Genomic DNA, 24,071 nt, shown 5'->3' on the forward strand with positions numbered 1-24,071 from the left:
GTCATCCCCGGTTTAGCGAAGATCCATCACCTGAGTTTGGATAACACGCCAGGGCCGAGGATGGATTCCCGATTTCACGGGAATGACGAGGGTTTATCGATTCACGTGCACCAAAATCAAAGGTCGATCAGCAGGCGCGTCGGATCCTCGATCGCTTCCTTGATGGTCTTGAGCGCGGTCACGGCCTCGCGACCATCGATCAGGCGGTGATCGTAGCTCAGCGCGATGTACATCATCGGGCGGATCACGATCTGACCATCACGCACGACCGGACGGTCCTCGATCCGGTGAAGGCCCAGCACGGCCGACTGCGGCGGATTGATGATCGGCGTCGACATCAGGCCACCGAACACACCACCGTTCGAGATGGTGAAGGTGCCGCCCTTCATGTCTTCCATGGTCAGCGTGCCATCCTTGGCGCGCTTGCCGTAGTCGGCGATGGCCTGCTCGATCCCGGCGAAGCTGAGCTTGTCGACGTTGCGCACCACCGGCACGACGAGGCCGTTCGGAGCGGAAACCGCGATCGAGATGTCGACGTAATCGAAGTAGACGATCTCATCGCCTTCGATCTGAGCGTTGACGCTCGGGATCGACTTCAGCGCCAGGACCGAGGCCTTGGAGAAGAAGCTCATGAAGCCCAGCTTGATGCCGTGCTTCTTTTGGAACACGTCCTTGTACTTATCGCGCGCTTCGATCACCGCCGACATATCGACGTCGTTGAAGGTGGTGAGCAGGGCGGCGGTTTCCTGCGCGCTCTTCAGCCGCTTGGCGACCGTCTGGCGCAGGCGCGTCATGCGCACGCGCTCTTCGCGGCGTTCGCCGCCCGTCGCGGCGGGAGCGGCGGCAGGAGCCGAGGTCGACGGCGCGGGCTGCGCGGTCTTGGCCTGCGCGGCGGCCAGCACGTCGTCCTTGGTGATGCGGCCGTCCTTGCCGGTGCCCTTCACCTTGCTGGGGTCGATGCCATGTTCCAACACCGCACGGCGCACCGCCGGGGAGAGTACGGACGAACCACCGCTCGTGTCATCTGCCGCAGTCGGAGCCGATGGTGCGGGGGCTGCTGTCGGTGTCGGTGCCGGGCTGGGAGATGGGGCAGGTGTCGCCGCCGCTGGCTTGGGAGCCGCTGCTGCGCCGCTGCCGTCTTCGATCGTCGCGATCAGCGCGCCGACGGTGACCGTGTCGCCTTCCTTGACGATATGCTGGCCCATCACGCCGGCCTGCGGCGCGGTGACGTCGATGGCCACCTTATCCGTTTCGAGGCTGGCGATCGCTTCGTCAGCGGCGACGGCATCGCCGGGTTGCTTCAGCCATTGGCCGATGGTGGCCTCGGACACGGACTCGCCGAGTGTGGGGACTTTGACTTCGCTGGACATCTTTTATCTCAAGCCTTCTGCTTGCGACGGATTTCGGACCGGACCGAGAGGCCCAGAGCGTCGGCGACGAGTGCCGCCTGTTCGGAGGCGTGGCGTTTGGCAAGGCCGGTCGCGGGGGACGCCGAAGAGGCGCGCCCGGCGTAACGGGGGCGGCCGATCTTCAGGCCAGCCTCTTCCATGGCGGCCTCGATGTGTTCCTCCACGAAGAACCAGCTGCCGTTGTTGCGCGGCTCTTCCTGGCACCACACCACGTCTTCCAACGCGGGCATGCGTGAGAGGCGGGCGGTTAGCGGCTCACCGGGGAACGGATAGATCTGCTCGACGCGGATGATCTGCACATCATCGATCTCGGCCGCGTCGCGCGCTTCCATCAGGTCGTAGGCCACCTTGCCGGAGCAAAGCACGACCTTCTTGGTCGCGGCATCGGCAGGCGCCTTGGGATCCGAAAGGATGCGGCGGAAGTGGCTGCCTTCGCCCACGAAGTCCGCTGCCGGTGACTTGGCCAAGGGATGGCGCAGCAGCGACTTGGGCGTCATGATGATCAGCGGCTTGCGGAACGAGCGGTGCATCTGCCGGCGCAGCACATGGAAGTAGTTGGCCGGCGTGGTGATATTGCACACCTGCAGGTTGTCCTGCGCGCAGAGTTGCAGATAGCGCTCCAACCGGGCGGACGAGTGTTCCGGACCCTGGCCCTCATAACCGTGCGGCAGCAGCATGACGAGGCCATTGGCGCGCAGCCACTTGGCTTCGGCGGCGGCGACGTACTGGTCGATGATGATCTGCGCACCATTGGCGAAATCACCGAACTGCGCTTCCCACAGCACAAGCGTCTTGGGATCGGCGCTGGCGTAGCCGTATTCGAAGCCGAGAACGCCATATTCGCTGAGCGTGGAATCCAGCACTTCGAACCGGCCGTGCGGCAGCGTGGTGAGCGGCACGAACTTGCGCTCGCTGGTCTGGTCGACCCAGACGGCATGGCGCTGGCTGAAAGTGCCGCGACCCGAATCCTGACCCGACAAGCGCACGCTGTAGCCTTCGGAAACGAGGCTGCCGAAAGCCAGCGCCTCAGCGGTCGCCCAGTCGAAGCCTTCGCCCGACTTGAACATCTCGCGCTTGGCATCCAAAACGCGGCCCAGCGTCTTGTGGATCGTCAGGTCTTCGGGGACCGTGGTGAGCGTGCGGCCGAGGCTGTCGAACAGCTTGTTCTCGATGCCGGTATCAACGTTACGGCGCGCGGTTTCCGGGTCGGCGGGCTTGTTGAAGCCGCTCCATTGCCCGGCGAACCAGTCCGCCTGGTTGGCCTTGTAGCTCTTGGCCGCTTCGAACTGCTCCTCGAGATGCGCGGTGAACGCGCCCTCGGTCTCGGCCACAAAGCTATCGTCGATCACGCCTTCGCGCTTCAGGCGATCGGCGTAGATCGCGCTAACGCCGGGATGCTGGCGAATCTGCGAATACATCAGCGGCTGCGTGAAGCTGGGCTCGTCGCCCTCGTTGTGGCCGAAGCGGCGATAACACCACATGTCGATCACGATATCGCGGCCGAAGGTCTGGCGATAATCGATCGCCAGCTTGCACACGAACGTCACCGCCGCCGGATCGTCGCCGTTGACGTGCAGGATCGGCGCCTGGACGCCTTTCGCGACGTCCGAGGGGTAGGGCGACTTGCGCGCGAACTGCGGGCTGGTGGTGAAACCGATCTGGTTGTTGATGATGAAGTGGATGCACCCGCCGGTGTTGTATCCCTTCACGCCGGAAAGGCCGAAGCATTCCCATACGATGCCTTGCCCGGCAAACGCGGCGTCGCCGTGGATCAGGACCGGCAGCACCTTCTTGTGGCGCGCGCCCGGGCCGATATCATCGCCGATATCGTCCTGCAGCACCTGGTATGCGCGAACCTTGCCCAGCACGATCGGATCAACCGTTTCCAGGTGGCTGGGATTGGCCATCAGGCTCATGTGAACCTTCACGCCATCGAAATCACGGTCGGTCGATGTGCCGAGGTGGTACTTTACGTCCCCCGAGCCGCCCACGTCTTCGGGGTTCGCCGAGCCGCCCGAGAATTCGTGGAAGATCACCTTGTAGGGCTTGGCCATCACGTTGGCGAGGACGTTCAGGCGGCCGCGGTGGGCCATGCCATAGACGATCTCGTTCACGCCCAGCTGGCCGCCGTACTTGATAACGGCTTCCAGCGCGGGGATCATGGACTCACCGCCGTCGAGCCCGAAGCGCTTGGTGCCGACGTACTTCTTGCCCAGGAACTTTTCATACTGCTCGCCGCGGATCACGGCTTGCAGGATCGCCTTCTTGCCTTCCGGCGTGAATTCGATCTCCTTGTCCACGCCTTCCATCCGGTCCTGAAGGAAGCGACGCTCCTCCACGTCCGAGATGTGCATGTATTCCAGGCCGACCTTGCCGCAGTAGTTCGTACGCAGGATATCGACGACTTCGCGGACCGTGCCCCACTCCAGCCCCAGATAACCGCCCAGATAGACCTTGCGATCCAAGGCCGCGCCGGTGAAGCCGTAGAATTCCGGGGTGAGATCGGCGGGCAATTCGCGTTGGTTCAGGCCAAGCGGGTCCAGATCGGCGGCGAGATGCCCGCGCACGCGATAGGTGCGGATCAGCATCATCACGCGGATCGAATCATTCGCCGCTTCCTCGATCCGCGCTTCATCGACCGGCGCACCGGCCTTCTTGACCGACTTTTCGATCTGCGTTTTCAGCGTGGTGGGATCGAGCGCCTGCGTCAGGTCGTCTTCGTAATCTCCACCGACGATCGGCCAGTTGCCGCGTTGCCAGCTGGGACCAGCCTGTGGCTCGTCAGGAAAGAAGTCGAACGTTTCGTTGCCCATGGCAAATGACCTTTTGCGCGCCGGAGGCGATCCCAGCGCATCTCACCAATCGATCGCGGTGCAACGGGTTCCCGGGGAGGAGGCCTGCTGTCCGCCGGTATCCCTCCCGCCGATGCATTCGGCCGGAGGGATAGATTCAAGTCAGACGAGTTCCTTCAGCACTGCCTGAAGCGTCACGCCCAGTTCCGACGGCGACGGCGAGACGCGGATGCCGGCCTCTTCCATCGCTGCGATCTTGTCTTCGGCGCCGCCCTGACCGCCCGAAACGATCGCGCCGGCGTGGCCCATGCGACGGCCCGGAGGTGCGGTGCGGCCTGCGATAAAGCCGGCCATCGGCTTCTTGCGGCCACGCTTGGCTTCGTCCTTCAGGAACTGCGCCGCTTCTTCTTCGGCCGAGCCGCCGATCTCGCCGATCATGATGATCGACTTGGTCTCGTCGTCGGCCAGGAACAGCTCCAGCACGTCGATGAAGTTGGTGCCGTTGACCGGGTCACCACCGATGCCGACAGCCGTAGTCTGGCCGAGCCCGGCGTTGGTGGTCTGGAACACGGCTTCGTACGTCAGCGTGCCCGAACGCGAGACGACGCCGACCGAACCCTTGGAGAAGATGTTGCCCGGCATGATGCCGATCTTGCACTCGTTGGGGGTCAGCACGCCGGGGCAATTCGGGCCGATCAGGCGCGACTTCGAGCCGGTCAGCGCGCGCTTTACCGGGATCATGTCGAGCACCGGGATGCCCTCGGTGATGCAGATGATCAGTTCCATCTGCGCGTCGATCGCCTCCAGGATGGCGTCGGCGGCACCGGCGGGCGGCACATAGACGCACGACGCAGTGGCGCCGGTCGCGGCCTTGGCTTCGCGGACCGAGTTGAACTGCGGCAGGCCGAGATGCTCGGTACCACCACGGCCCGGCGTTACGCCGCCGACCATCTTGGTGCCGTAAGCCAGCGCGGTTTCGGTATGGAAGCTGCCGGTCTTGCCGGTCATGCCCTGGGTGATGACCTTGGTGTTCTTGTCTACGAGAATGGACATCGATTTATCTCCTGGGGAGGAAAGAGGTTAAACGAGAGAGCGACTTACGCCAGGCTCTCGTCGATGCCCTTGCAAGCCACGAGCAGTTCCTTGACCGCGTCGATCGAAACCTGGAGGCCGGCCTTCGCCGTCTCGTTCAGTTCGATCTCGATGATCTCCTCGACACCGCCGGCACCGATCTTCACCGGCACGCCGACGTAAAGACCGTCAACGCCGTACTGGCCTTCGACATAGGCGGCGCAGGGCAGGATGCGCTTCTGGTCCTTGAGATAGGCTTCGGCCATCGCGATGCCCGAAGCGGCCGGGGCGTAGAACGCCGAACCGGTCTTGAGCAGGCCGACGATTTCGCCGCCGCCGTTGGCGGTGCGCTTGACGATCTCGTCGATGCGCTCCTGCGAGGACTTGCCCATCTTGATGAGGTCGGGAACGGGGATGCCCTTGACGGTCGAATACTCGACCACCGGCACCATGGTGTCGCCGTGGCCGCCGAGCACGAAGCTGGTGACGTCACGCACCGAAACGCCGAATTCCCAGGCGAGGAACGTGGAGAAGCGCGCCGAGTCCAGCACGCCCGCCATGCCGACCACCTTGTTGTGCGGCAGGCCCGAGAACTCGCGCAGCGCCCACACCATCGCGTCGAGCGGGTTGGTGATGCAGATCACGAACGCGTCGGGGCAGTTGGCCTTGATGCCTTCGCCCACGGCCTTCATCACCTTGAGGTTGATACCGAGCAAGTCATCGCGGCTCATGCCGGGCTTGCGCGGAACACCCGCGGTGACGATCACGACATCGGCGCCGGCGATGGCGGCATAGTCGCTCGAACCGGTGATCTGGGCGTCGAAACCTTCGACCGGGCCACACTGCGACAAGTCGAGGGCCTTGCCCTGGGGAACGCCGTCCGCGATGTCGAACAGGACGATGTCGCCCAATTCCTTCTGCGCGGCGAGGTGCGCCAACGTGCCGCCGATATTGCCAGCGCCGATAAGGGCGATCTTCTTGCGAGCCATAGAGCCTGTCAGTCCTCTTCACACGAGCGGGGCAGCGGACGAAAGGACAGCCTGCTTTGCCCCGCTAGACGGCAGGCTCCGAGAAGTTCCGGGCGGGCCTAGGCCGATGAAAAGGGGATTGCAACCGCTTAAAGGCGAAAAGATGCATCGATCAGACGGGAGAGATGATAACAGTTATCAATAGCAATAATTGTATACCGGTGATGATCAGCCGTTTCGGCGCCGAAGATGAAGAGCCATTCGGCGATCAAATTGCGCACAGATTGCCAGCCAATGATCGAAGGCCGCTTCATCTCCAGCGGCGATGGCCGTTCTTGCATAAGCGCCCGCCGTCTCCGCGGAGGCCAATCCGTGGCTGGCGAAGTGGCGCAGCGAAGCAATGAGCATCCCGTCGTCCAGCGTGGCGCGGGTGTTGTCATTGGCGGCGCACAGCGGCACCGAACGGCAGCGCCATGTGTGCAGGGGCGATTTGCCGCGGGCACGTGCGGCGGCGAAGCGGATAGTCATGAGAAGTCGCGGCCCTATGTTTCCTGGTATGGGGCCATTCTAGCTGGGTCTCGTAAGCTATTCGTGACGGCCTATGGTTTCAGCGCCGTTGAGGATTGCGATTGGCCGTAAACAGCTCGCGTCCCACCGAACGCGGGCACGTCAACTTGTCGGACTGGCGATCCAGGCGCCGCTGTTGCGGTATTCGTCGCGCACGTCATTGCCCCCGGGTAGATTGTCGCCGCGATAGAGGGTTTCGCCGCCGCGCTCTTTCAGTTCGGCTGTGTAGGCTGGCGCGGGCGGCGCAGCGGCCGTCGGGGCAAGGCCGCCGGGATTGGCGACCAGCCCGGCGGCCCGCGCGCGCTGCAGTCCCTCTTCGTAAGCCCTCTGGATCGCCAGCGGATCGAGCGCTTCGCTCGCCGCGACGGCAGCAGCCGTGTCGTCATGACGGTGCGGCGCTGGCAGGGGTTCGCCGCCCAGATAGGCATAGCGGAAGGTGGCGGGTTGCCCGGCCGGTCCGTTGAAACTGTAGAAGCGGTGCGCCCCGATCGTCAGCAAGTAGTGCAGGCTAGGGGCCCAGTAGGGATGCACCGCTACCGTATGATAATGTGTCGCCAAGCCCGCTGGTGCATAGACATAGCCGGCGAGAGCCTGCCGGGCGACTAAGGCGGCGCGTTCCCAGAACAGGCGGTTGGGGCGCCGCGCCGTTGCGCCGTCACAGGCGAAGGAGAACTGGCAGCCGGTCGATCGCTCGGATCCCTGGAAGACCACGCCGCATACGGTCTTGGGGTAGGCGGGATGCGCCACGCGGTTGAGAACGACTTGCGCCACGGCCCGCTGTCCAGCGTCGGGCTCGCTGGCCGCCTCGTAATAGATCGCCGCCGTCATGCATTGTTCGGCGCGGGTGCGATCGACGCCGCTGTTATCGATCCGCAGGGACCGGGCGACGGGGGCAGGCCCTCCGTCAAGCGACGGAGCGGCACCCGCATCGGAATGGATGCCTTCGCCAAACCCCGGCTCGCGGCTCTCGAACTGCAGGTAGTAAAAGGCCGATCCAGGAAAACTGTCGCCCGCGCGCTCGAACGGCATAGGCTCCACCGGAGCGGCGGCGGCATCGGCATTGCCGATAGAAAAGGCGTCCCAATCGTCCGCCCATCCACCGGGCGCGGCAAAGGCGGGCAGGGCGATCGCCCCCAGCACCACCAGTGCCAGCCGGGCACGCCTTTGGCCCGCGGCATACCAGCGGCCGGCGCGTGTCCACCCGATCCGCGCCACGAAATCGCGAGGGCGCTGCTCGTCAAGGCAGATCTGGGACAGCGACAATGTCATGAAATATCGATCAAGAGAATCTCGACCATGCGCATAGCGCCGCGCGAAAGCGCGTGCAGCAAGGGTCTGGGCGGCGTCCCGATGCGGTACATCGCTTCGCGATAGGCTTAACCCGTTAACGAGTTCTCTCATCCAATCGCGAAGTTTGGCGCGGTACCGTGTCCTTCCTGCACTTGCGGGCCCTTCCTCGCGCGACTAGCAGCGCGGCCACGTCAGGGGTTGTCCGGCTTGCCGGACCGAAGAGGGAATTTCGGTGTAAACCCGAAGCTGCTCCCGCAACTGTGACCGGAGAGCCTGCACTCACCGATGCCACTGGCGGCCATCGCGCCTCCGGGAAGGCGAGGGCAGGCCGTGACCCGGGAGCCAGGAGACCTGCCCGATTTGACGGTCGTTCCGCACCGGGCGGGAGTACCGGTTGCAGCGTGGACTTGCGCGCCCATGAGGGATGCGTGCGGGCCCTCTCGCCATGAACGGCATGTCGTTCAAGGTGGGAGGTTTATTCATGAAGTACCTGTTTTTGCTATCGTCTGCCCTTGTTTTTTCCGCCCCGGCCATGGCCCAGGAGGCGGGAGAGGTCACCGTTGCCGATAGCGTCCGTGACACCCTGATCACCGTTGTCGGCACCGGCAGCGCCGCGCGGGTGGACTTGAGCGGACAGCCGATCAGCGTCATCGGTCGCGAAGAAATCGATGCGGTCCAGGGGCCGGACATCACCCGGGTGCTGGAGCGCCTCCCTGGCCTCACCATCGCGCGTGCTGGCGGCATCGGTTCGCAAACCAGCCTGTTCGTGCGCGGCGCCAACTCGCAGCAGTTGCTCGTCATGGTCGATGGTATCCGCGTGGCTGACGTCGCAGCCCCGAGCGGCGGCTACGATTTCGGTAACTTGACGACGGGTGGACTTGGCAAGATCGAATTGCTGCGCGGGTCCAACTCAGTCATCTGGGGATCGGACGCGATCGGCGGCGTCCTCGCCCTGACCTCGCGCGACGTAAACGGTCTGGAAGCCAGCGCCGAATATGGTGCGCGCGATTCCTTTGACGGGCAGGTGACCGGCGGCGTCACCGGCGATGGCTATGGCGTCACCCTGAACGGCGGATACTTGCGCACCGACGGCATCAGCCAGGCGGCCAGTGGCACCGAGCGTGACGGGTTCCGCCAATGGCGCGCGGGCGGGCGCGCGCATGTGGATATCGCCCCCGGCCTGACCGCCAACATCGTCGGCCGCTACACGCAGGGCAAGCTCGACATCGATGGGTTCGACTTCAATCCGCCCTTCGGCCTGATCGATACGCCTGATTATCAGAAGACCCGCGAGATCGGTGGTCGCGCGGGCCTGGCATGGACCTCCGAGGCGCTGGACCTGAATGCCGGCTACCAGATATCCGACACCCGCCGCCGCTACTTCGGGCCAAGCTACTTCGGTGATACTGCCAATACCCAAGGCCAGACGCGCCGCGCAGAGTTGTTCGGGGCCTGGCGCATCATGCAGGATATCCGCCTCGATTTCGGTGCCGATCACGAATGGTCGCGCATCGACACCTCCGGGGGTCGTAACAAGGCGGGCATTTCCAGCGGCCACGCGCTGCTGGGCTGGTATGGCGATCGCGCGACGCTGGCGGGCGGCGTACGCTACGACGATCACTCGCGCTTCGGCGGGCAGTGGACGTTCGGTGCGAACGGCAGCTTTACCGTTGTCGATCAGTGGCGTGTGCGGGCTTCCTACGGTGAAGGCTTCAAAGTGCCGACGCTCTATCAGTTGTTCTCCGAGTACGGAAATCCGTTGGTCGACCCTGAGCGCAGCCGCAGCTACGACGCCGGGATCGAGTATGGCGATCGCAACGGCCCGCTGCATTTCGCGCTCACGGGTTTTCGCCGCGACAGTCGCAATCTGATCGACTTCGCCTTCTGCCCGGATGGCAACGTGCTCTGCAACGATGGGCGCTTCGGCTATTATCAGAACATCGGCCGGGCCCGCGCCACCGGGTTCGAATTGGAACTGGGAGCGCAAGTCAGCGAGCGGATGCGTGCCCAGGCGGCTTACACATACGTCAAGGCCACCAATCGCACCGCCGGTGACTTCAACGAGGGTACCGACCTTGCCCGCCGTCCCCGTCACGCGCTGACGATGTCGGCGGACTGGACCAGCCCGCTTGCCGGTCTGGTGCTGGGCGGTGATCTGCGCATGGTCAGCGGCAGCTACAGCAGCGCGGGCAATTTCTCCGCGTTGAAGGGCTATGCCACCGGCACCGTACGCGCCAGCTTGCCGATCAACGAGCATCTGGATTTGTTCGGTCGGATCGAAAACCTGACGGACGAGAAATACGAGGTCGTCAGCGGCTACGGCGTCGCCGGACGTTCGGGCTTCGTGGGCGTTCGCGCGCGACTTTGATCCGGCAGCGGGGCCGCCGTTAAAGCACTTTCCTACACGGGCACCGCCGCGTTACCTCCGGCGTGGTCGTCGTGGCGAGGGAAGTGGACATGGCGGATGAGTTCAAGGGCAACCCGGTGCCGCTGCGCGATGCGGACTATGCGCGCGCGGCCCGGGACCTTGGCTGCTCGGTTGCGGCCTTGCGCGCCGTCGCTTCGGTGGAAAGTGCGGGCGGCGGATTTCTGCCTGACGGTCGGCCCAAGATCCTGTTCGAGCGGCATGTCTTCCACCGACGGACTAAGGGGCGGTTCGGTGCCGCTCATCCCAACATCTCGCATGTCGAGCGTGGGGGATATCTGGGCGGTGCGCGCGAATATGATCGCCTGCGCCGCGCCATCGCGCTGGACCGCAAGGCGGCGCTGGAATCCGCTAGTTGGGGCAAGTTCCAGCTGATGGGTTTCAATCACCAGGCGGCCGGCCATAGCTCGATCGACGGGTTCGTCTCCGCTATTAAATCGGGCGAACCGGCACAGCTCGATGGCTTCGTCACCTTCATCCGCTCACGCGGTCTCGACGATGAACTGCGCCGACAGGACTGGACGGCGTTCGCGCGCGGCTACAATGGGCCGGCCTTCGCCGAGAATGCCTACGACCGGAAGATGGCCACGGCGTTTGCCGCGTTCACACCGGCCAAACCGTCCGCTGCTCCCGTTCTCCAGTTAGGGGACAGTGGCGAGGCTGTGTCGCGGCTGCAATCTCTGCTGGGGCTCAAGCCGGACGGCGCATTCGGGCCCGGGACGAAGACCGCCGTCACCTATTTCCAGAAAGCGCGGGGCATTACGCCCGACGGCGTGGTCGGCGCCGGCACCTGGGCGGCGCTGCTGGCGTAAGCGATCACCCGCCGCCAGGCCTGGAAGGTAGGCGGCGGGGTAGGGTGTCGGTTAGCGACCGGTGTGCTTTGCAGGCGGAGTGGCGGTGCTTTGGAGGCTACCCTCCGCCAGCTTCTCATCCAGTCGCTTGTCGAAAACGAGCGAACCGGTCCGCCGGTCCATCGTGCTGCGGCGATAGGGGATTTCGTCACCGATGGAATGGTTGGGCGATGTCTCGATCATGGCGCTCTCCGTTATCACATCTATCTGATGCAATGCGGCGGATCGGCGGGAGGTTCCCGCTGCCGCGTCAAAGCGGGCCGACGCCCCGGACGAAGCGTTCGCGCAACGCGGCCAGGACGCTGGGCGGTAGCGGTGCCAGCTCGGCAGCCGTCTTGCCCTTGCGCAGTGCCGCGCGATCGCGTTCGGAAGGCTGGGCGACGCACACCCGCACCGGACCGCGCCCCCGCTCCCGCATGCCGAGCAGTTCGGCGGCCCCGCGCGAAAGATCGATGATGCGCGTGCGCGAACTGAACGGCCCACGATCGTTGAGCCGTACCAGGATGCGTTTCCCCGAGGTGAGCGACGTCACCTCGACATAAGTGGGCAGTGGCAAGGTTGTATGCGCGCCGGTGATCCAGCCGGGGCGAAACTTCTCGCCATTGGTAACGCGGTTGCCGCTTTCCGAGCCATACCAGCTGGCGTAACCCAGCATGTCATAGCTGGGCTCTGCCGCCGGAACGTAGGTCGTGCCGCGCACAGTGTAGGGCGGGCCGATCCGCACCGGCGTATCAGTGACCGGGCGATAGTGCCCCCCGCATGCCGCCAGCATGGTGGCGGCGATAAGAGCCATGGAAAGGTTTCGAAAGCCGTGATGCATCGCGACGGCTTAAAGCAACGGTCGGCATCTGGCCAAGTCAGGCCGATCTAACTGTTGAAAACCACGGACGGGAATAAGTCAGTTCGATAACTTAAAGGCAATTAATTACTTTGCCTGGCGCAGATCGATAGGCCGCATGGGCCAAAAAGGCAGGGGCGGCGGCACGCACCGCCGCTCCTGCCCTATTCAGATCACTGACCCAGCTTGCGCTCGGTGACAGCGGCCATCGCGACGCCGGTGCGGCGCGCGGTCTGGGCGATGGCGAGTTCGCGATTGGTGGTGGCAAGGGCCAGCGCCTCACGGCGGCAGCGGCGCATCTGTGCCATTTCCTTGAGGTCACGCGAGTCCGCGATGCCGCAAACCGAGCGAACGGCGGAGTTGATGCGTGCATCGAAACGGCCGCGGCCTTGCGCGCTGGCAAGGTCAAGGTCGCCATACTGCACTTCGCGCGAAACTTCGACGCGGTTGGCATCGACCGAAGCGGCCGAAGCGGTGGCGGGCAGGGTAACGGAAGCGAGCGCGATGAACGCGAAGGTCTTGAGGGTCATGAGACAAGGCTTTCCTATCAGGCGGCTCGCGATGCCAAACATAAGACGGGCAACAGCCATCACACCGAACAACACGCGTTGTCGAAGCGAACAGGCAAAAGCCAACCATCATGTCAGGCAGCACGAACGGCCGCTCTTCGTCAGAATGACAACTATAGAGGGAATACCAAATGAGTTCTGGCACGCGATCTACAGAAATCGACTTAGATGCGACGCCGATGAACTTCAGGCTTGTTGCTGGCCGCACTAGACCGCGAAGATGACAGAATCAAGTTCGTAGAAGTATCCATGTGAAAAAAGTTACGAATTGGTGAACGGCTTGGTTTTTCAGTGATTTGGTATGAAAAAGAGCCGGTTGTCGATCCCGATGCGGCACAGAAACGCAGCGGCGCTGTGACCGTCCAGGCCGCGTTGCAATATCAGGATCGGCCCCCACATCTTGCGCCACGCCACCGGCTTGACCGACTCGAACATTTCCGGAACACCGCTGCCCATGAGCTTGACCCACATCACCGTGCGCGGCGCGCGCGAGCATAACCTCAAGGGCATCGACATTGCCTTGCCCCGCGACAAGTTGATCGTCATCACCGGGCTTTCCGGCTCGGGCAAGTCGAGCCTGGCGTTCGACACGATCTACGCCGAGGGGCAGCGCCGCTATGTCGAATCGCTGAGCGCCTATGCGCGCCAGTTCCTCGAGATGATGCAGAAGCCCGATGTCGAACATATCGACGGCCTCAGCCCCGCGATCTCGATCGAGCAGAAGACCACCAGCCGCAACCCGCGCTCGACCGTCGCCACCGTCACCGAGATCTGGGATTACATGCGCCTGCTGTGGGCGCGGGTCGGCATTCCTTACTCGCCGGCGACCGGGCTGCCGATCGAAGCGCAGACAGTATCCAACATGGTGGATCGCGTCATGGCCCTGCCCGAGGGCACCCGCGCCTACCTGCTCGCGCCGGTCGTGCGCGGTCGCAAGGGTGAATACCGCAAGGAACTGGCCGAGTGGCAGCGCGCCGGCTACACCCGCGTCCGGATCGATGGCGAGTTCTATGAGATCGAGGACGCGCCCGCGCTCGACAAGAAGTACAAGCACGACATCGAAGTGGTGATCGACCGTATCTCGGTGCGGGCGGGCATCGAGACGCGTCTGGCGGACTCGTTCGAGCAGGCGCTGAAGCTGGCCGAAGGGCTGGCCTATGTCGACCTGGCCGATACCACGGTGGCTGAGCTTGAGTCCCCCTCCCGCATGCGGGAGGGGTTAGGGGAGGGCATGTCCAAGCCTTCCGGCAAGGACGCCCGTTCCGACAAGCCCTCCCCCAGCCCCTCCCGGGAACGGGAGGGGAGCCTCAAAGGCGCTGGCCTGCCGGCCAACCGCATCGTCTTCTCCGAGAAGTTCGCCTGTCCGGTCAGCGGCTTCACCATCGAAGAGATCGAGCCGCGCCTGTTCTCCTTCAATGCCCCGCAAGGCGCGTGCCCGGCCTGCGACGGCCTGGGCGAGAAGCTGCTGTTCGATCCGCAGCTGGTGGTCCCCAACGAAGGCCTCAGCCTGAAGCAAGGCGCGGTCGTGCCCTGGGCCAAGTCGAACCCGCCCAGCCCCTACTACATGCAGGTGCTCTCCAGCCTCGCTGCGCATTTCGGCTTCAAGCTGGAGACCAAGTGGGAGGACCTGCCCGCCGAACACCGCGAAGCCATCCTGTTTGGTACCAAGGGCAAGGCCGTGCCGCTCACCTTCAAGGACGGGCGCAAGAGCTACACCGTCAGCAAGGCGTTCGAAGGCGTGATCGGCAACCTCAATCGCCGCATGCTCCAGACCGACAGCGCCTGGATGCGCGAGGAACTGGGCAAGTTCCAGACCGCGCAGCCGTGCGAGGTGTGCCACGGCAAGCGCCTCAAGCCCGAGGCGCTGTCGGTGAAGATCGCGCAGAGCGACATCGCCACCGCCGCCCGCCTCTCGGTGCAGGACGCCTACACCTGGTTCGGCGGCCTCGACGCGCAGCTGACCCCGCAGCAGAGCCAGATCGCCAAGGCCATCCTCAAGGAGATCAACGAGCGGCTGGGCTTCCTCAACAACGTCGGGCTGGACTATCTCAACCTCGACCGCACCAGCGGCACGCTGTCAGGCGGTGAGAGCCAGCGTATTCGCCTTGCCAGCCAGATCGGCTCAGGCCTGTCGGGCGTGCTATACGTGCTCGACGAACCCTCGATCGGCCTGCACCAGCGCGACAACGACATGCTGCTCGCCACGCTGAAACGCCTGCGCGACCTGGGCAACACCGTGATCGTGGTGGAGCATGACGAGGACGCGATCCGCGCCGCCGACTACATCGTCGACTTGGGCCCCGGCGCGGGTGTCCATGGCGGCGAGATCGTCGCGGAGGGTACGCTCAAGCAAGTGCTGAAGGCCAAGAACAGCCTCACCGCCGCCTACCTCAACGGCACGCGCGAGATCGCGGTCCCGGCCAAGCGGCGCAAGGGCAACAAGAAGTTCGTCACCGTAGAGAACGCGCGGGCCAACAATCTCAGGGGCGTCACCGCCAAGTTCCCGCTCGGCACGTTTTGCTGCGTCACCGGCGTGTCGGGCTCGGGCAAGTCCTCGCTCACCATCGACACGCTGCAGGCGGGCGCCAGCCGCCAGCTGAACGGCGCGCGGGTGATCGCGGGCGCGCACGACAAGATCACCGGCCTGGAAAACTGCGACAAGGTGATCGAGATCGACCAGTCGCCGATCGGCCGCACCCCGCGCAGCAACCCGGCCACCTACACCGGCGCCTTCACCATCATCCGCGACTGGTTCGCCGGCCTGCCGGAAAGCGCCGAGCGCGGGTACAAGCCCGGCCGCTTCAGCTTCAACGTCAAGGGCGGCCGCTGCGAGGCGTGCCAGGGCGACGGCCTGATCAAGATCGAGATGCACTTCCTGCCCGACGTCTACGTCACCTGCGAGGAGTGCCACGGCAAGCGCTACAACCGCGAGACGCTGGAGGTGAAGTTCAAGGGCCAGTCGATCGCCGACGTGCTCGACATGACGATTGAGGATGCCGAGGAGTTCTTCAAGGCCGTCCCCCCGATCCGCGACCGCATGCACATGCTCAACGAAGTGGGGCTGGGCTACGTCAAGGTCGGCCAGCAGGCCACCACCTTGTCGGGCGGCGAGGCGCAGCGCGTGAAGCTTGCCAAGGAACTCGCCCGGCGCTCCACCGGGCAGACGCTCTACATCCTCGACGAGCCGACCACCGGCCTCCACTTCGAGGATGTGCGCAAGCTCCTCGAAGTGCTCCAGCGCCTCGTCGACCAGGGCAATTCGGTGGTGGTGATCGAGCACAACCTCGACGTCATCAAGGTGGCCGACTGGATCATCGACCTCGGCCCCGAAGGCGGCGTCCGCGGCGGCGAGATCGTCGCTACCGGCACCCCGGAGCAAGTGGCCGCCAACCCGGCGAGCTTTACGGGGCGGTATCTTAAGCCGTTGTTGGAGGGATGAAATGCTAGGGTGCATTTACAGCAGCGGTCAGCAACAATAACAATGTGACTGGACGGTGGGGAGCAATTCGTGGCGAAGGCGAGATGGTCGAAGTTCGAAGAGCAGGTACGTGGAGTAGCAGAGCTAGTTTGGCGTTCGCCGTGTAAAGCCCGCACCATTGCTGGGATCAACTTCGATGGCGTTATCGAGCTTAGCGCAGAAGAGTACGTCATTGTAGAAGCCTCGGTCAGAGAGGACCTGAGGAAAGTTCGGCAAGACATAGCCAATATAAACGCTGCGCGGCTTACACTAGCTGGCCAAGGTATTGTCTGCCGGGGGTGGATCGTGCTCGATGCCGATCCAACGAAATCCATGGAAGCGACAGCACTAACCAGCAAGATTAATATAGCTTCAATCAACAGTTTTGCTGCTAACTTTTTCCAATTTGCAAGATATCTAAATGCAAGGCTTGAAGCGGCTTTCGGCAGTGCCATCGATCCTATAACAGGTGCGATCGATACCGCCGAGTACGTTCCTGTATCATACATCAACCGAGTAGACGGTCGTGAAATCGATATTGCTCGAGTGTGCGACCTGCTTCTTGAAGGTAAAAACATTGTACTGCTTGGCGAGTATGGGTCGGGAAAGAGTCGGTGCATCCGACAAATATTCTCCTTACTAGCGGTTGATTGGGGGATTACGTTTAAGTTTCCTTTCGCAATTAATTTACGAGAGTGTTGGGGGCTTAAGAGCGGAAAAGAAATTCTCCGAAGGTCATTGCTTGAGCTTGGCCTAGATGAGCTAGAAGCATCCGCAGTCCGCGTCTTTAACACTAAAAATTGTATCTTGCTCATCGACGGGTTTGACGAGGTAGGCAGCCAATCGTGGAGCGTTGACGAGGACCGACTGCGTCAACTTCGCGCTCAGGCGGTGAGTGGCGTGAAGGACGCCATTCGCTCCGTCGGCGGCGGCTGTCTTATTGCCGGACGCGAACACTACTTCTCCTCTGAAGCCGAGATGTTTTCAGCGTTGGGATTAGACAAGAAGAATACAATCGTTCTTCAGGCGAAAGATGAGTTCACCGAAGAAGAGATGGAGTCATATTTCGAATTAACGGGCGTTAACGTCGATCTTCCATCATGGTTGCCTAGGCGTCCTCTCATTTGCCAAACCATCGCAACGTTGACTGACGACGAACTCGAGAGAATGTTCGGCATTGATAATCAAGACGCCGAGTTTTGGAACCACTTCATAAATGTGCTGTGCGAGCGTGACGCGCGTATAAACGCTAATTTCGACGCGGGAACCATTTACCAAGTTTTCCTCAAGCTATCCCGTCGTACACGAAACCTTCCAGCGAACGTTGGACCTATTTCTCAACGTACATTGCAAGAGGCCTTTGAAGAAGTAGTAGGGAAGCTTCCAGTGGAGGAAGCGGCGGTCATGCTACTTCGTCTACCAAGTTTAGGCCGGATCGGGTTGGAATCCTCTGATAGGCAATTCGTGGATACATTCATCTTAGACGGCCTCCGGGCAAGAGACATTATCGGCGCGATAGAGGCCGATAATGAAACTCGTAGAGAGATAGCTGCAGATAGCTGGATGAATCCGCTCGAACCCCTGGGGCAGTCGGTCCTAGCCTTGGAGATAGATCGTCGCTTTGAGTCTTTCCGCCAGCTAGCCGAGCAAGCTTCGCGATCTGAGAATAAGACACTGTGTGGTGACATTATCGCGGCTGCGGCTCGCTCGGAGCTTGAAAGCACATTTGACTTCAACGGCTTGGCTGTATCCGGCGCATCGTTCAGTGACTTAGACCTTCACAGATTGAACGTCCAAAACTTCGAAATAGAGAACGCCGTCGTTCAGGTTCTCGTGCTGCCGTCATCTCCTCCTAGCAATGTTCGAATCAAGAACTCTTTAGTAGAGAAAGTGTCGGGCGCTTCATCATTCAGCGGCCTTCCGTCATGGGTAAGTCTATCGTCGGTTGATCGGTTCGACTCCGTTCAGACTGTCGCCGAAATTCGACGTGCAGGTCTTTCGCCGGCACACGAAGTTCTCGTCTCTATACTTAAAAAGACCTTCATGCAAAAAGGCGCAGGCCGTAAGGAAGCGGCTCTTTATCGAGGCTTCGGTGCCGGTTCAGTGAAGACAATTGCTCAAGAGGTGCTTCCTTTCTTGATGAAGGAGGGCGTGCTATCGCGTCACCGGGGCAACGAAGGTTGGATCTACTCGCCTGAACGATCCCAAGCAGCGAGAGTTGGAAAAATACTGGATCAACTTAGATCCTCAGACGATCCGCTGTGGAAAGCGACTGACGCCTTTAATTAGATCCGCTCCGCGCACCTGATTGCTGGCTCCAACCTAGGTTTCCTACAAGCATACGAGCATGGTATAACCATATGGGTTTAGAATGTGGGTATCTCACATTGAACATCCCTTGTGAAAGGTGAACCATGTCGGACAGTTCAGACGCAAACGGCGGCAAGCCAAAATACCCCACCTCCTTCGGCCGGGGCTGGATACCGGTCGAGCGGGATATCGGCTTGCCGGACGATGACTGCGCCGACTTGCGCGAGTGGGCTTCGGCTTCGCCTCCGCTTCAGGGCAGCGGGTCAGGGAGTGGGGGCTCTGCGCCTCGGACGTCGCTGGGTGGGGAGAGCCGCCACGCCGATCCCTCCGCTGAAGGAGTGGGGCTGAGCGCCGCCGCCAACCACAACTCTTGGACTCCCGCGCGGAAGGCGGCGTTTTTGCATCATCTGGCGGAGAAGGGGAACGTGCGCTCGGCGGCGGCTCGGGTGGGGTTGTCGCACCAGTCGGCCTATGTCGCGCGGCGGCGGGATCGGGCGTTCCGTCTTGGTTGGGAGGCGGCGCTGGTGCTCGCGCGCGAGGTGGCGGCGCAAGTGCTCGCCACGCGCGCGCTCGACGGGATCGAGGAGCCGGTGTGGTTCCGGGGCGAGAACGTCGGCATCCGGGTGCGGCATGACTCGCGCTTGCTGCTCGCCCACCTCGCGCGGCTCGACAAGGCGGCCGAGGAGACCGACGCGGGCGAGCTTTCGGCGCGGTTCGACGAATTGCTCGCCGGGATCGCGGGGGAGCAGCCGGGCGAGGCGCTGGTCGATACCGGAGAGGGCTGGGCCGAAAGCGCGCCGCTCGTCCCCCAACCGCGCGAGGCCTGGGCGGAGCGCACCGCCACCGCGCGCATGCGTGACGATTACGAGGATTGGGAGGCCGAAGTGGCGGCAGGCACGGCGAGCGAGGAGGACGAACCTTCGCCGCTGATGACCGAGTGGTTCGATGCCGCGCTGGCCGAGTGGGACACGTGGCACGCGCGCGCCTGCGGGGCGGTCGACGCGGCGGTGGCGGAGCAGAGCCTGCCCGCGCCGCGCTATTCCTTCCCCGCGATCGAAATCGACATGGCGGCGTTCCACGCGGCGGATGACGACGACCTCGACGATGAGGCGCGCGAGGACTATGCGGCGCGCTATCGCGAGGCCTATGGTCCGGACGACGTGGCGATCGAGTACAAGTCCCTGCAACTGGGGTTGCGCGGGGGTGCGCGGTACTCCCCTGGACACCGGCAATTGCGGCAACCGGGCGTGCGCTCAACCGGCGCCGAGTTTGCCCGAGAGCTTTCTGGCCACGCGCCAGCCCAGCGCCTTGGCGCGGTTGCCGGCGGGCCAGCGCCCTGGTGAGGCGGGGGAGAGGCCCCACTGGCGCAACAGGCCGTTGAAGGCCCGCGCGTCCGCCTCGGCAAAGCTCCACTCCGAACGCCAGGTGATCGATAGCGACACCGAGGCCTGCGGGCCGTTGCGCACGAAATGCGGCGCCATGACGGGGACGAACAGCGCCTCGCCGGGGCCCAGCGCAAACTCTCGCCCGCCGGGCAGCAAGCTGTCGCGCCACTGAAGCTCTCGGCCGCCGCCGGTGTGGTAGGTCTCATGCACGGTATCGGGCGCGTAGGCGGGATCGCCCGCCGGGAACTGCGTCATCACCTTGGAGCCGCGGATCTGGAGCAGGATGTTGTGCTCGGGGTCGAAATGGTAGGGGGTGACGCTGCCGGGGCTGCTGATAAAGATGAAGCCCTGCGTTTTCAGCATCCGCCCGGTGCGCGCCTCGATCTGCGGGGTCAGCTCGGCCAGCAGGTCGGCCAGCAGCGCGGCGTAGGGGGCGTGTTGCTCCACGTTCTTGAGGACGGCCCAGGACTTGCTGCTCTCGATCCGGCGGATGGTCTCGCCGATCGGCAGGCCGGTGGGGGCAGGCTTGCCGTCGACGCCCAGGGGCTGGTCAGCGGCGTTGTACTCCACCGATGACGCAGGCAGCGCCTCGGCCAGCGTGGCCAGGGCCTCGCGCTCCAGCAGCGGGTGCTGGTGGAGGGTGTGCGCCAGAACGTGCGGCACCTCGGGATAGGCTTGGGCGAAAGCGGCGCGCGAGGCGGGGGGGAAAACGCTCATCGCCCGGAACCTTGGCGGGTCTCGTGGCGGACCAGCTGACGAAAGGCGAAGCGGCGGGCGGCGCCGCCGATGGCGATCGAGAGCCTGCCGATCTCGCGGCGCTCACGCCAGATGTGGTCGATCATCGGATGGTCGGCGGCGGCGCAGCTGTCGGTCCAGGCGATGTCGGGGTTGCCCAGGATCGCCAGGTTTTCGCGCTGGAGCAGCACGCCGGGGGAGAAGCGCGCGAACCGCTCGTCGAACGCGGTCTTGAAGGAGAACGCGCCGGGCGGGCTGAGGAAGGTGGCAAGCATGGCGATGGGGCGGCCTTCGAGGGAGAGGGTCAGCCGCTCGAGGCGGCCGCGAGCGGCGGCTCCGGCGAGGCTTTCGGCAAAGAGCGTGGCGGTGGCGGGGGCGCTGGCGAGGGCCGAGCCGGCCTCTCCCTTCCAGCCGGCCTGCTCGAGGCGGAGGAAGTCTTGCGTCCACTGGTCGAGCCCGTCGGCATCGGTGCGGCGGGTGAAAGACACGGCGCCTTCGTCGGCAAGGCGATTGGCCTGGCGGCGCAGCTCCTTGCGTTTCTTGGCGGACATCGAGGCATCCCAGTAGGCCTCTGGCGAGAGGTTGGAGGCCAACATGGCGCGCTCTTCCCGCTGGACGACTTCGCACTGGCGGCGCTGCTGGGAGCAGACGTCAAGCAAGGCGGTATAAAGTGGACCGTCGAGCGGGAGGTCGCGCAAGTGGAGGAACAGGGCGGTGCCGGCGTTCTGGTCCGCCCAGCGCAGCAGAGCTTGCCAGAATGCCCCCTCCGATCCGGCCGCGACGAGCGGTGCGCCGCAGAACATGTTGGGATGCAGCCAGTTGCTGAGGTGCGGGAAGGGATAGCGATAGTAGTGACTTGGCCGCGCGATCGGCAGCATGCCCGCCAGTTCACCCGAAATGTCGAGCCGCAGCAGATTCACCTCGGTCTGGTCAGACAGCAGGCGCAGCGAGGGGAGGAGGTAACAGCTTTCAAGGAAGGGATTGGGCTCGATGGCACAGGCCGCTAGGGCGTCCCACGAGCGGATGGACTCTGGATCGGAGAGGGCGGCCCACGGCACCAGGCGCAGCGAAGCGCCGGCGTTCTCGTCGTGCTGCTCTACCGGCTGTGTCGCCACCGTCTGGTTAATCCCGTCGTCACGCGAAGGATCGTCGCGCAAGGTGAGGGTACCAGGTCGCGGTCAAGAGCGGGCTAACGGGGTTGGTTAAGAAACCCCGCCCGCAACGTGCACAGGCGGGGTAGTTGGCTGATCAGCCGTGGCCGGCCAGGACGGCCAGCAGCAACAGCGCCACGATGTTCGTGATCTTGATCATCGGGTTCACGGCGGGGCCGGCGGTGTCCTTGTAGGGATCGCCGACCGTGTCGCCGGTCACCGCGGCCTTGTGCGCCTCGGAGCCTTTGCCGCCGTGGTGACCGTCTTCGATGTACTTCTTGGCGTTGTCCCACGCACCGCCGCCCGACGTCATCGACAGCGCGACGAAGAGGCCGCTGACGATCACGCCCAGCAGAAGGGCTCCCAGCGCGGCAAAGCCATTGGCCTGCCCGGCGACGAAGGTGATGACGAAATACACCACGATCGGGGCCAGCACCGGCAGGAGTGACGGAATGATCATCTCCTTGATGGCCGCTCGAGTGACGAGGTCGACCGTGCGGGCGTAGTCCGGCTTCTGCTCGTACGTCATGATGCCCGGCTTTTCACGGAACTGCTCGCGAACATCGACCACCACATCGCCTGCGGCTCGGCCAACGGCGAGCATGCCCATCGAACCGAAGAGGTAGGGCAGCAAGGCTCCGAGCAGCAGACCTACGATGACGTAAGGGTTCTCCAGGCTGAAATTGACGGTCAGCTCGGGAAAAAACGCCTTCAGGTCATTGGTATAGGCAGCAAACAGCACCAGTGCCGCAAGGCCGGCGGAACCGATCGCATAGCCCTTGGTGACGGCCTTGGTGGTGTTGCCCACAGCGTCGAGCGCGTCGGTCTTCTCTCGAACCGAGTCGTCCAGACCCGCCATCTCGGCGATGCCGCCCGCATTGTCGGTGACGGGTCCGTAAGCATCGAGTGCGACCACCATTCCGGCTAGGGCCAACATGGCCGTGGCGGCGTAGGCGATGCCGATCAGGCCGGCGAGTTGATAGGCGACGACGATGCCCGCCACGATCACCACGGTCGGCAGCGCGGTCGCTTCCATGCTGATCGCCAGACCCTGGATCACGTTGGTGCCGTGGCCGGTAACGGACGATTGCGCGATCGAGCGCACCGGGCGGTACTGCGTGCCCGTGTAGTACTCGGTGATCCAGATGATCAGCCCGGTGATCGCCAGTCCCACCATCGAACACCAGAACAGGTCCATGCCATTGTAAGGATCGACACCAACCGGTGCCATCATGTCACCCTGCCGGATGAACCAGATACAGCCGTAGATCGCGGGGATTGAAAGGATCGCGGTGACAAGGAAGCCCTTGTACATCGCCCCCATGATCGACTGTTTGGCACCCAGCTTGACGAAATATGTGCCGATGATCGATGTGATAATGCACACGCCACCGATCAGCAGCGGCAGTGTCATCATGGCAAGTAGGTAAGCGCCAAGGCCCTTCACCAGCAGTGCGGTCAGCACCATGGTTGCGCCCACGGTGACGACATAGGTTTCGAACAAGTCTGCGGCCATACCCGCACAGTCGCCCACGTTATCGCCTACGTTGTCGGCAATGACGGCGGGGTTGCGCGGATCGTCTTCGGGAATGCCCGCCTCGACTTTGCCGACGAGATCGGCGCCGACGTCCGCGGCCTTGGTGAAGATACCGCCGCCGAGCCGCGCGAAGATCGAGATCAGCGATGCCCCAAATGCCAGTGCGACGAGGCCATCGACGACGGTGCGGTCTGCCGTGCCGACTTCGTAGCCGGCGATCGCCGTCAGGTAGTAGAAGAAACAGGCGATCGCGAGCAGAGCCAGCCCTGCAACCAGCATGCCGGTGATCGCACCGGCGCGGAAGGCCAGAGTGAGGCCCTGCTGCAGGCCCTTCTGCGCGGCTGCAGCTGTGCGCACGTTGGCGCGCACCGACACGTTCATGCCGATAAACCCGGCCACGCCCGACAGGATCGCCCCGATAGCGAAGCCGCTGGCTTGCACAGGCCCCAGTGTCACGATGATGATGAGAGCGACGACGACACCGACGATGGCGATAGTGGTGTATTGTCGCCGTAAGTAGGCTTGCGCACCCTCCTGTATGGCGGCGGCGATTTCCTGCATCTTTTCCGAACCGGCTGAAGCGCCGAGCACTTGTCTACTGGTGACGAAGCCGTACACAACGGCGACCAACCCCAGGACGATGGCAATCGTGATCAAATTCACGCAGCATCCCCTTTCCCTTGTTTATTATCTTATTCGGCAGCATTTTTTTGCTG

The 24,071-nt window shown here is 63.5% G+C and carries 18 protein-coding genes and 1 riboswitch; of the genes, 5 read left to right on the plus strand and 13 right to left on the minus strand.

What is annotated here, in order from left to right; all coding sequences use genetic code 11:
• Positions 1–116: 116 nt before the first annotated feature.
• From odhB to GGR39_RS12595, 6 genes are all read right to left on the minus strand, one after another.
• A complete protein-coding gene (gene odhB, locus GGR39_RS12570) occupies positions 117–1,370 on the minus strand; it encodes a 2-oxoglutarate dehydrogenase complex dihydrolipoyllysine-residue succinyltransferase (RefSeq protein WP_183617460.1) in 1,254 nt (417 codons plus the stop codon).
• Between the two features lie 8 nt (positions 1,371–1,378).
• Positions 1,379–4,222 carry a 2-oxoglutarate dehydrogenase E1 component gene (locus GGR39_RS12575; RefSeq protein ID WP_183617461.1) on the minus strand — a complete coding sequence of 948 codons (2,844 nt, stop codon included), beginning with the start codon at positions 4,220–4,222 and terminating at the stop codon, positions 1,379–1,381.
• A gap of 141 nt (positions 4,223–4,363) precedes the next feature.
• The gene (gene sucD, locus GGR39_RS12580; RefSeq protein ID WP_183617462.1) at positions 4,364–5,254 is read right to left on the minus strand and encodes a succinate--CoA ligase subunit alpha; all 891 of its coding nucleotides are present in this window, start codon (positions 5,252–5,254) and stop codon (positions 4,364–4,366) included.
• Positions 5,255–5,298: 44 nt separating this feature from the next.
• The gene (mdh, locus tag GGR39_RS12585; RefSeq protein ID WP_183617463.1) at positions 5,299–6,261 is read right to left on the minus strand and encodes a malate dehydrogenase; all 963 of its coding nucleotides are present in this window, start codon (positions 6,259–6,261) and stop codon (positions 5,299–5,301) included.
• A gap of 207 nt (positions 6,262–6,468) precedes the next feature.
• Entirely contained in the window at positions 6,469–6,768 is a 300-nt protein-coding gene (locus GGR39_RS17285; protein WP_058735481.1) for a hypothetical protein, read from the minus strand.
• 141 nt (positions 6,769–6,909) lie between these two features.
• Positions 6,910–8,076 carry a cell wall hydrolase gene (locus GGR39_RS12595; RefSeq protein ID WP_183617464.1) on the minus strand — a complete coding sequence of 389 codons (1,167 nt, stop codon included), beginning with the start codon at positions 8,074–8,076 and terminating at the stop codon, positions 6,910–6,912.
• 202 nt (positions 8,077–8,278) lie between these two features.
• Positions 8,279–8,470: riboswitch (cobalamin riboswitch) on the plus strand.
• A gap of 108 nt (positions 8,471–8,578) precedes the next feature.
• Here GGR39_RS12595 and GGR39_RS12600 point away from each other — a divergent pair.
• Positions 8,579–10,465, plus strand: coding sequence for a TonB-dependent receptor plug domain-containing protein (locus GGR39_RS12600; protein WP_183617465.1), 1,887 nt, complete (start codon positions 8,579–8,581; stop codon positions 10,463–10,465).
• Positions 10,466–10,554: 89 nt separating this feature from the next.
• Entirely contained in the window at positions 10,555–11,334 is a 780-nt protein-coding gene (locus tag GGR39_RS12605; RefSeq protein ID WP_183617466.1) for an N-acetylmuramidase domain-containing protein, read from the plus strand.
• A 51-nt stretch (positions 11,335–11,385) separates the two neighbouring features.
• On the opposite strand, the gene GGR39_RS12610 is transcribed toward GGR39_RS12605, so the two are convergent.
• From GGR39_RS12610 to GGR39_RS12625, 4 genes are all read right to left on the minus strand, one after another.
• Positions 11,386–11,556: a hypothetical protein gene (locus tag GGR39_RS12610; RefSeq protein ID WP_183617467.1), complete on the minus strand. Its 171-nt coding sequence runs from the start codon at positions 11,554–11,556 to the stop codon at positions 11,386–11,388.
• 67 nt (positions 11,557–11,623) lie between these two features.
• A complete protein-coding gene (locus GGR39_RS12615; protein WP_246388679.1) occupies positions 11,624–12,166 on the minus strand; it encodes a septal ring lytic transglycosylase RlpA family protein in 543 nt (180 codons plus the stop codon).
• Between the two features lie 218 nt (positions 12,167–12,384).
• Positions 12,385–12,741, minus strand: coding sequence for a UrcA family protein (locus GGR39_RS12620; protein ID WP_058735479.1), 357 nt, complete (start codon positions 12,739–12,741; stop codon positions 12,385–12,387).
• Between the two features lie 327 nt (positions 12,742–13,068).
• Positions 13,069–13,236: a hypothetical protein gene (locus tag GGR39_RS12625; protein WP_183617469.1), complete on the minus strand. Its 168-nt coding sequence runs from the start codon at positions 13,234–13,236 to the stop codon at positions 13,069–13,071.
• On the opposite strand from GGR39_RS12625, the gene uvrA reads away from it, so the two are divergent.
• The 3 genes from uvrA to GGR39_RS12640 all read left to right on the plus strand — a co-directional run bounded on the left by uvrA (position 13,235) and on the right by GGR39_RS12640 (position 19,890).
• Positions 13,235–16,219: an excinuclease ABC subunit UvrA gene (uvrA, locus tag GGR39_RS12630; protein ID WP_183617470.1), complete on the plus strand. Its 2,985-nt coding sequence runs from the start codon at positions 13,235–13,237 to the stop codon at positions 16,217–16,219. The genes GGR39_RS12625 and uvrA overlap by 2 nt on opposite strands.
• 69 nt (positions 16,220–16,288) lie before the next feature.
• On the plus strand, positions 16,289–18,526 hold the full coding sequence (locus tag GGR39_RS12635) for an NACHT domain-containing protein (protein WP_183617471.1): 2,238 nt from the start codon (positions 16,289–16,291) through the stop codon (positions 18,524–18,526).
• A 125-nt stretch (positions 18,527–18,651) separates the two neighbouring features.
• Complete coding sequence (locus GGR39_RS12640) at positions 18,652–19,890, plus strand: hypothetical protein (protein ID WP_183617472.1); 1,239 nt, start codon at positions 18,652–18,654, stop codon at positions 19,888–19,890.
• On the opposite strand, the gene GGR39_RS12645 is transcribed toward GGR39_RS12640, so the two are convergent.
• From GGR39_RS12645 to GGR39_RS12655, 3 genes are all read right to left on the minus strand, one after another.
• Positions 19,801–20,649 (minus strand): cupin-like domain-containing protein, encoded by an 849-nt coding sequence (locus GGR39_RS12645; protein WP_183617473.1) that lies wholly within the window; start codon positions 20,647–20,649, stop codon positions 19,801–19,803. The two genes, GGR39_RS12640 and GGR39_RS12645, sit on opposite strands and share 90 nt — an antisense overlap.
• Positions 20,646–21,824 (minus strand): GNAT family N-acetyltransferase, encoded by a 1,179-nt coding sequence (locus tag GGR39_RS12650; RefSeq protein WP_343055881.1) that lies wholly within the window; start codon positions 21,822–21,824, stop codon positions 20,646–20,648. The genes GGR39_RS12645 and GGR39_RS12650 overlap by 4 nt, the downstream gene beginning before the upstream one ends.
• A gap of 91 nt (positions 21,825–21,915) precedes the next feature.
• Complete coding sequence (locus GGR39_RS12655; RefSeq protein ID WP_183617474.1) at positions 21,916–24,018, minus strand: sodium-translocating pyrophosphatase; 2,103 nt, start codon at positions 24,016–24,018, stop codon at positions 21,916–21,918.
• Between the last annotated feature and the right edge of the window lie 53 nt (positions 24,019–24,071).

It is taken from the genome of Novosphingobium fluoreni, assembly GCF_014196615.1.
In the GTDB taxonomy this organism is placed as follows: Bacteria; Pseudomonadota; Alphaproteobacteria; order Sphingomonadales; family Sphingomonadaceae; genus Novosphingobium; species Novosphingobium fluoreni.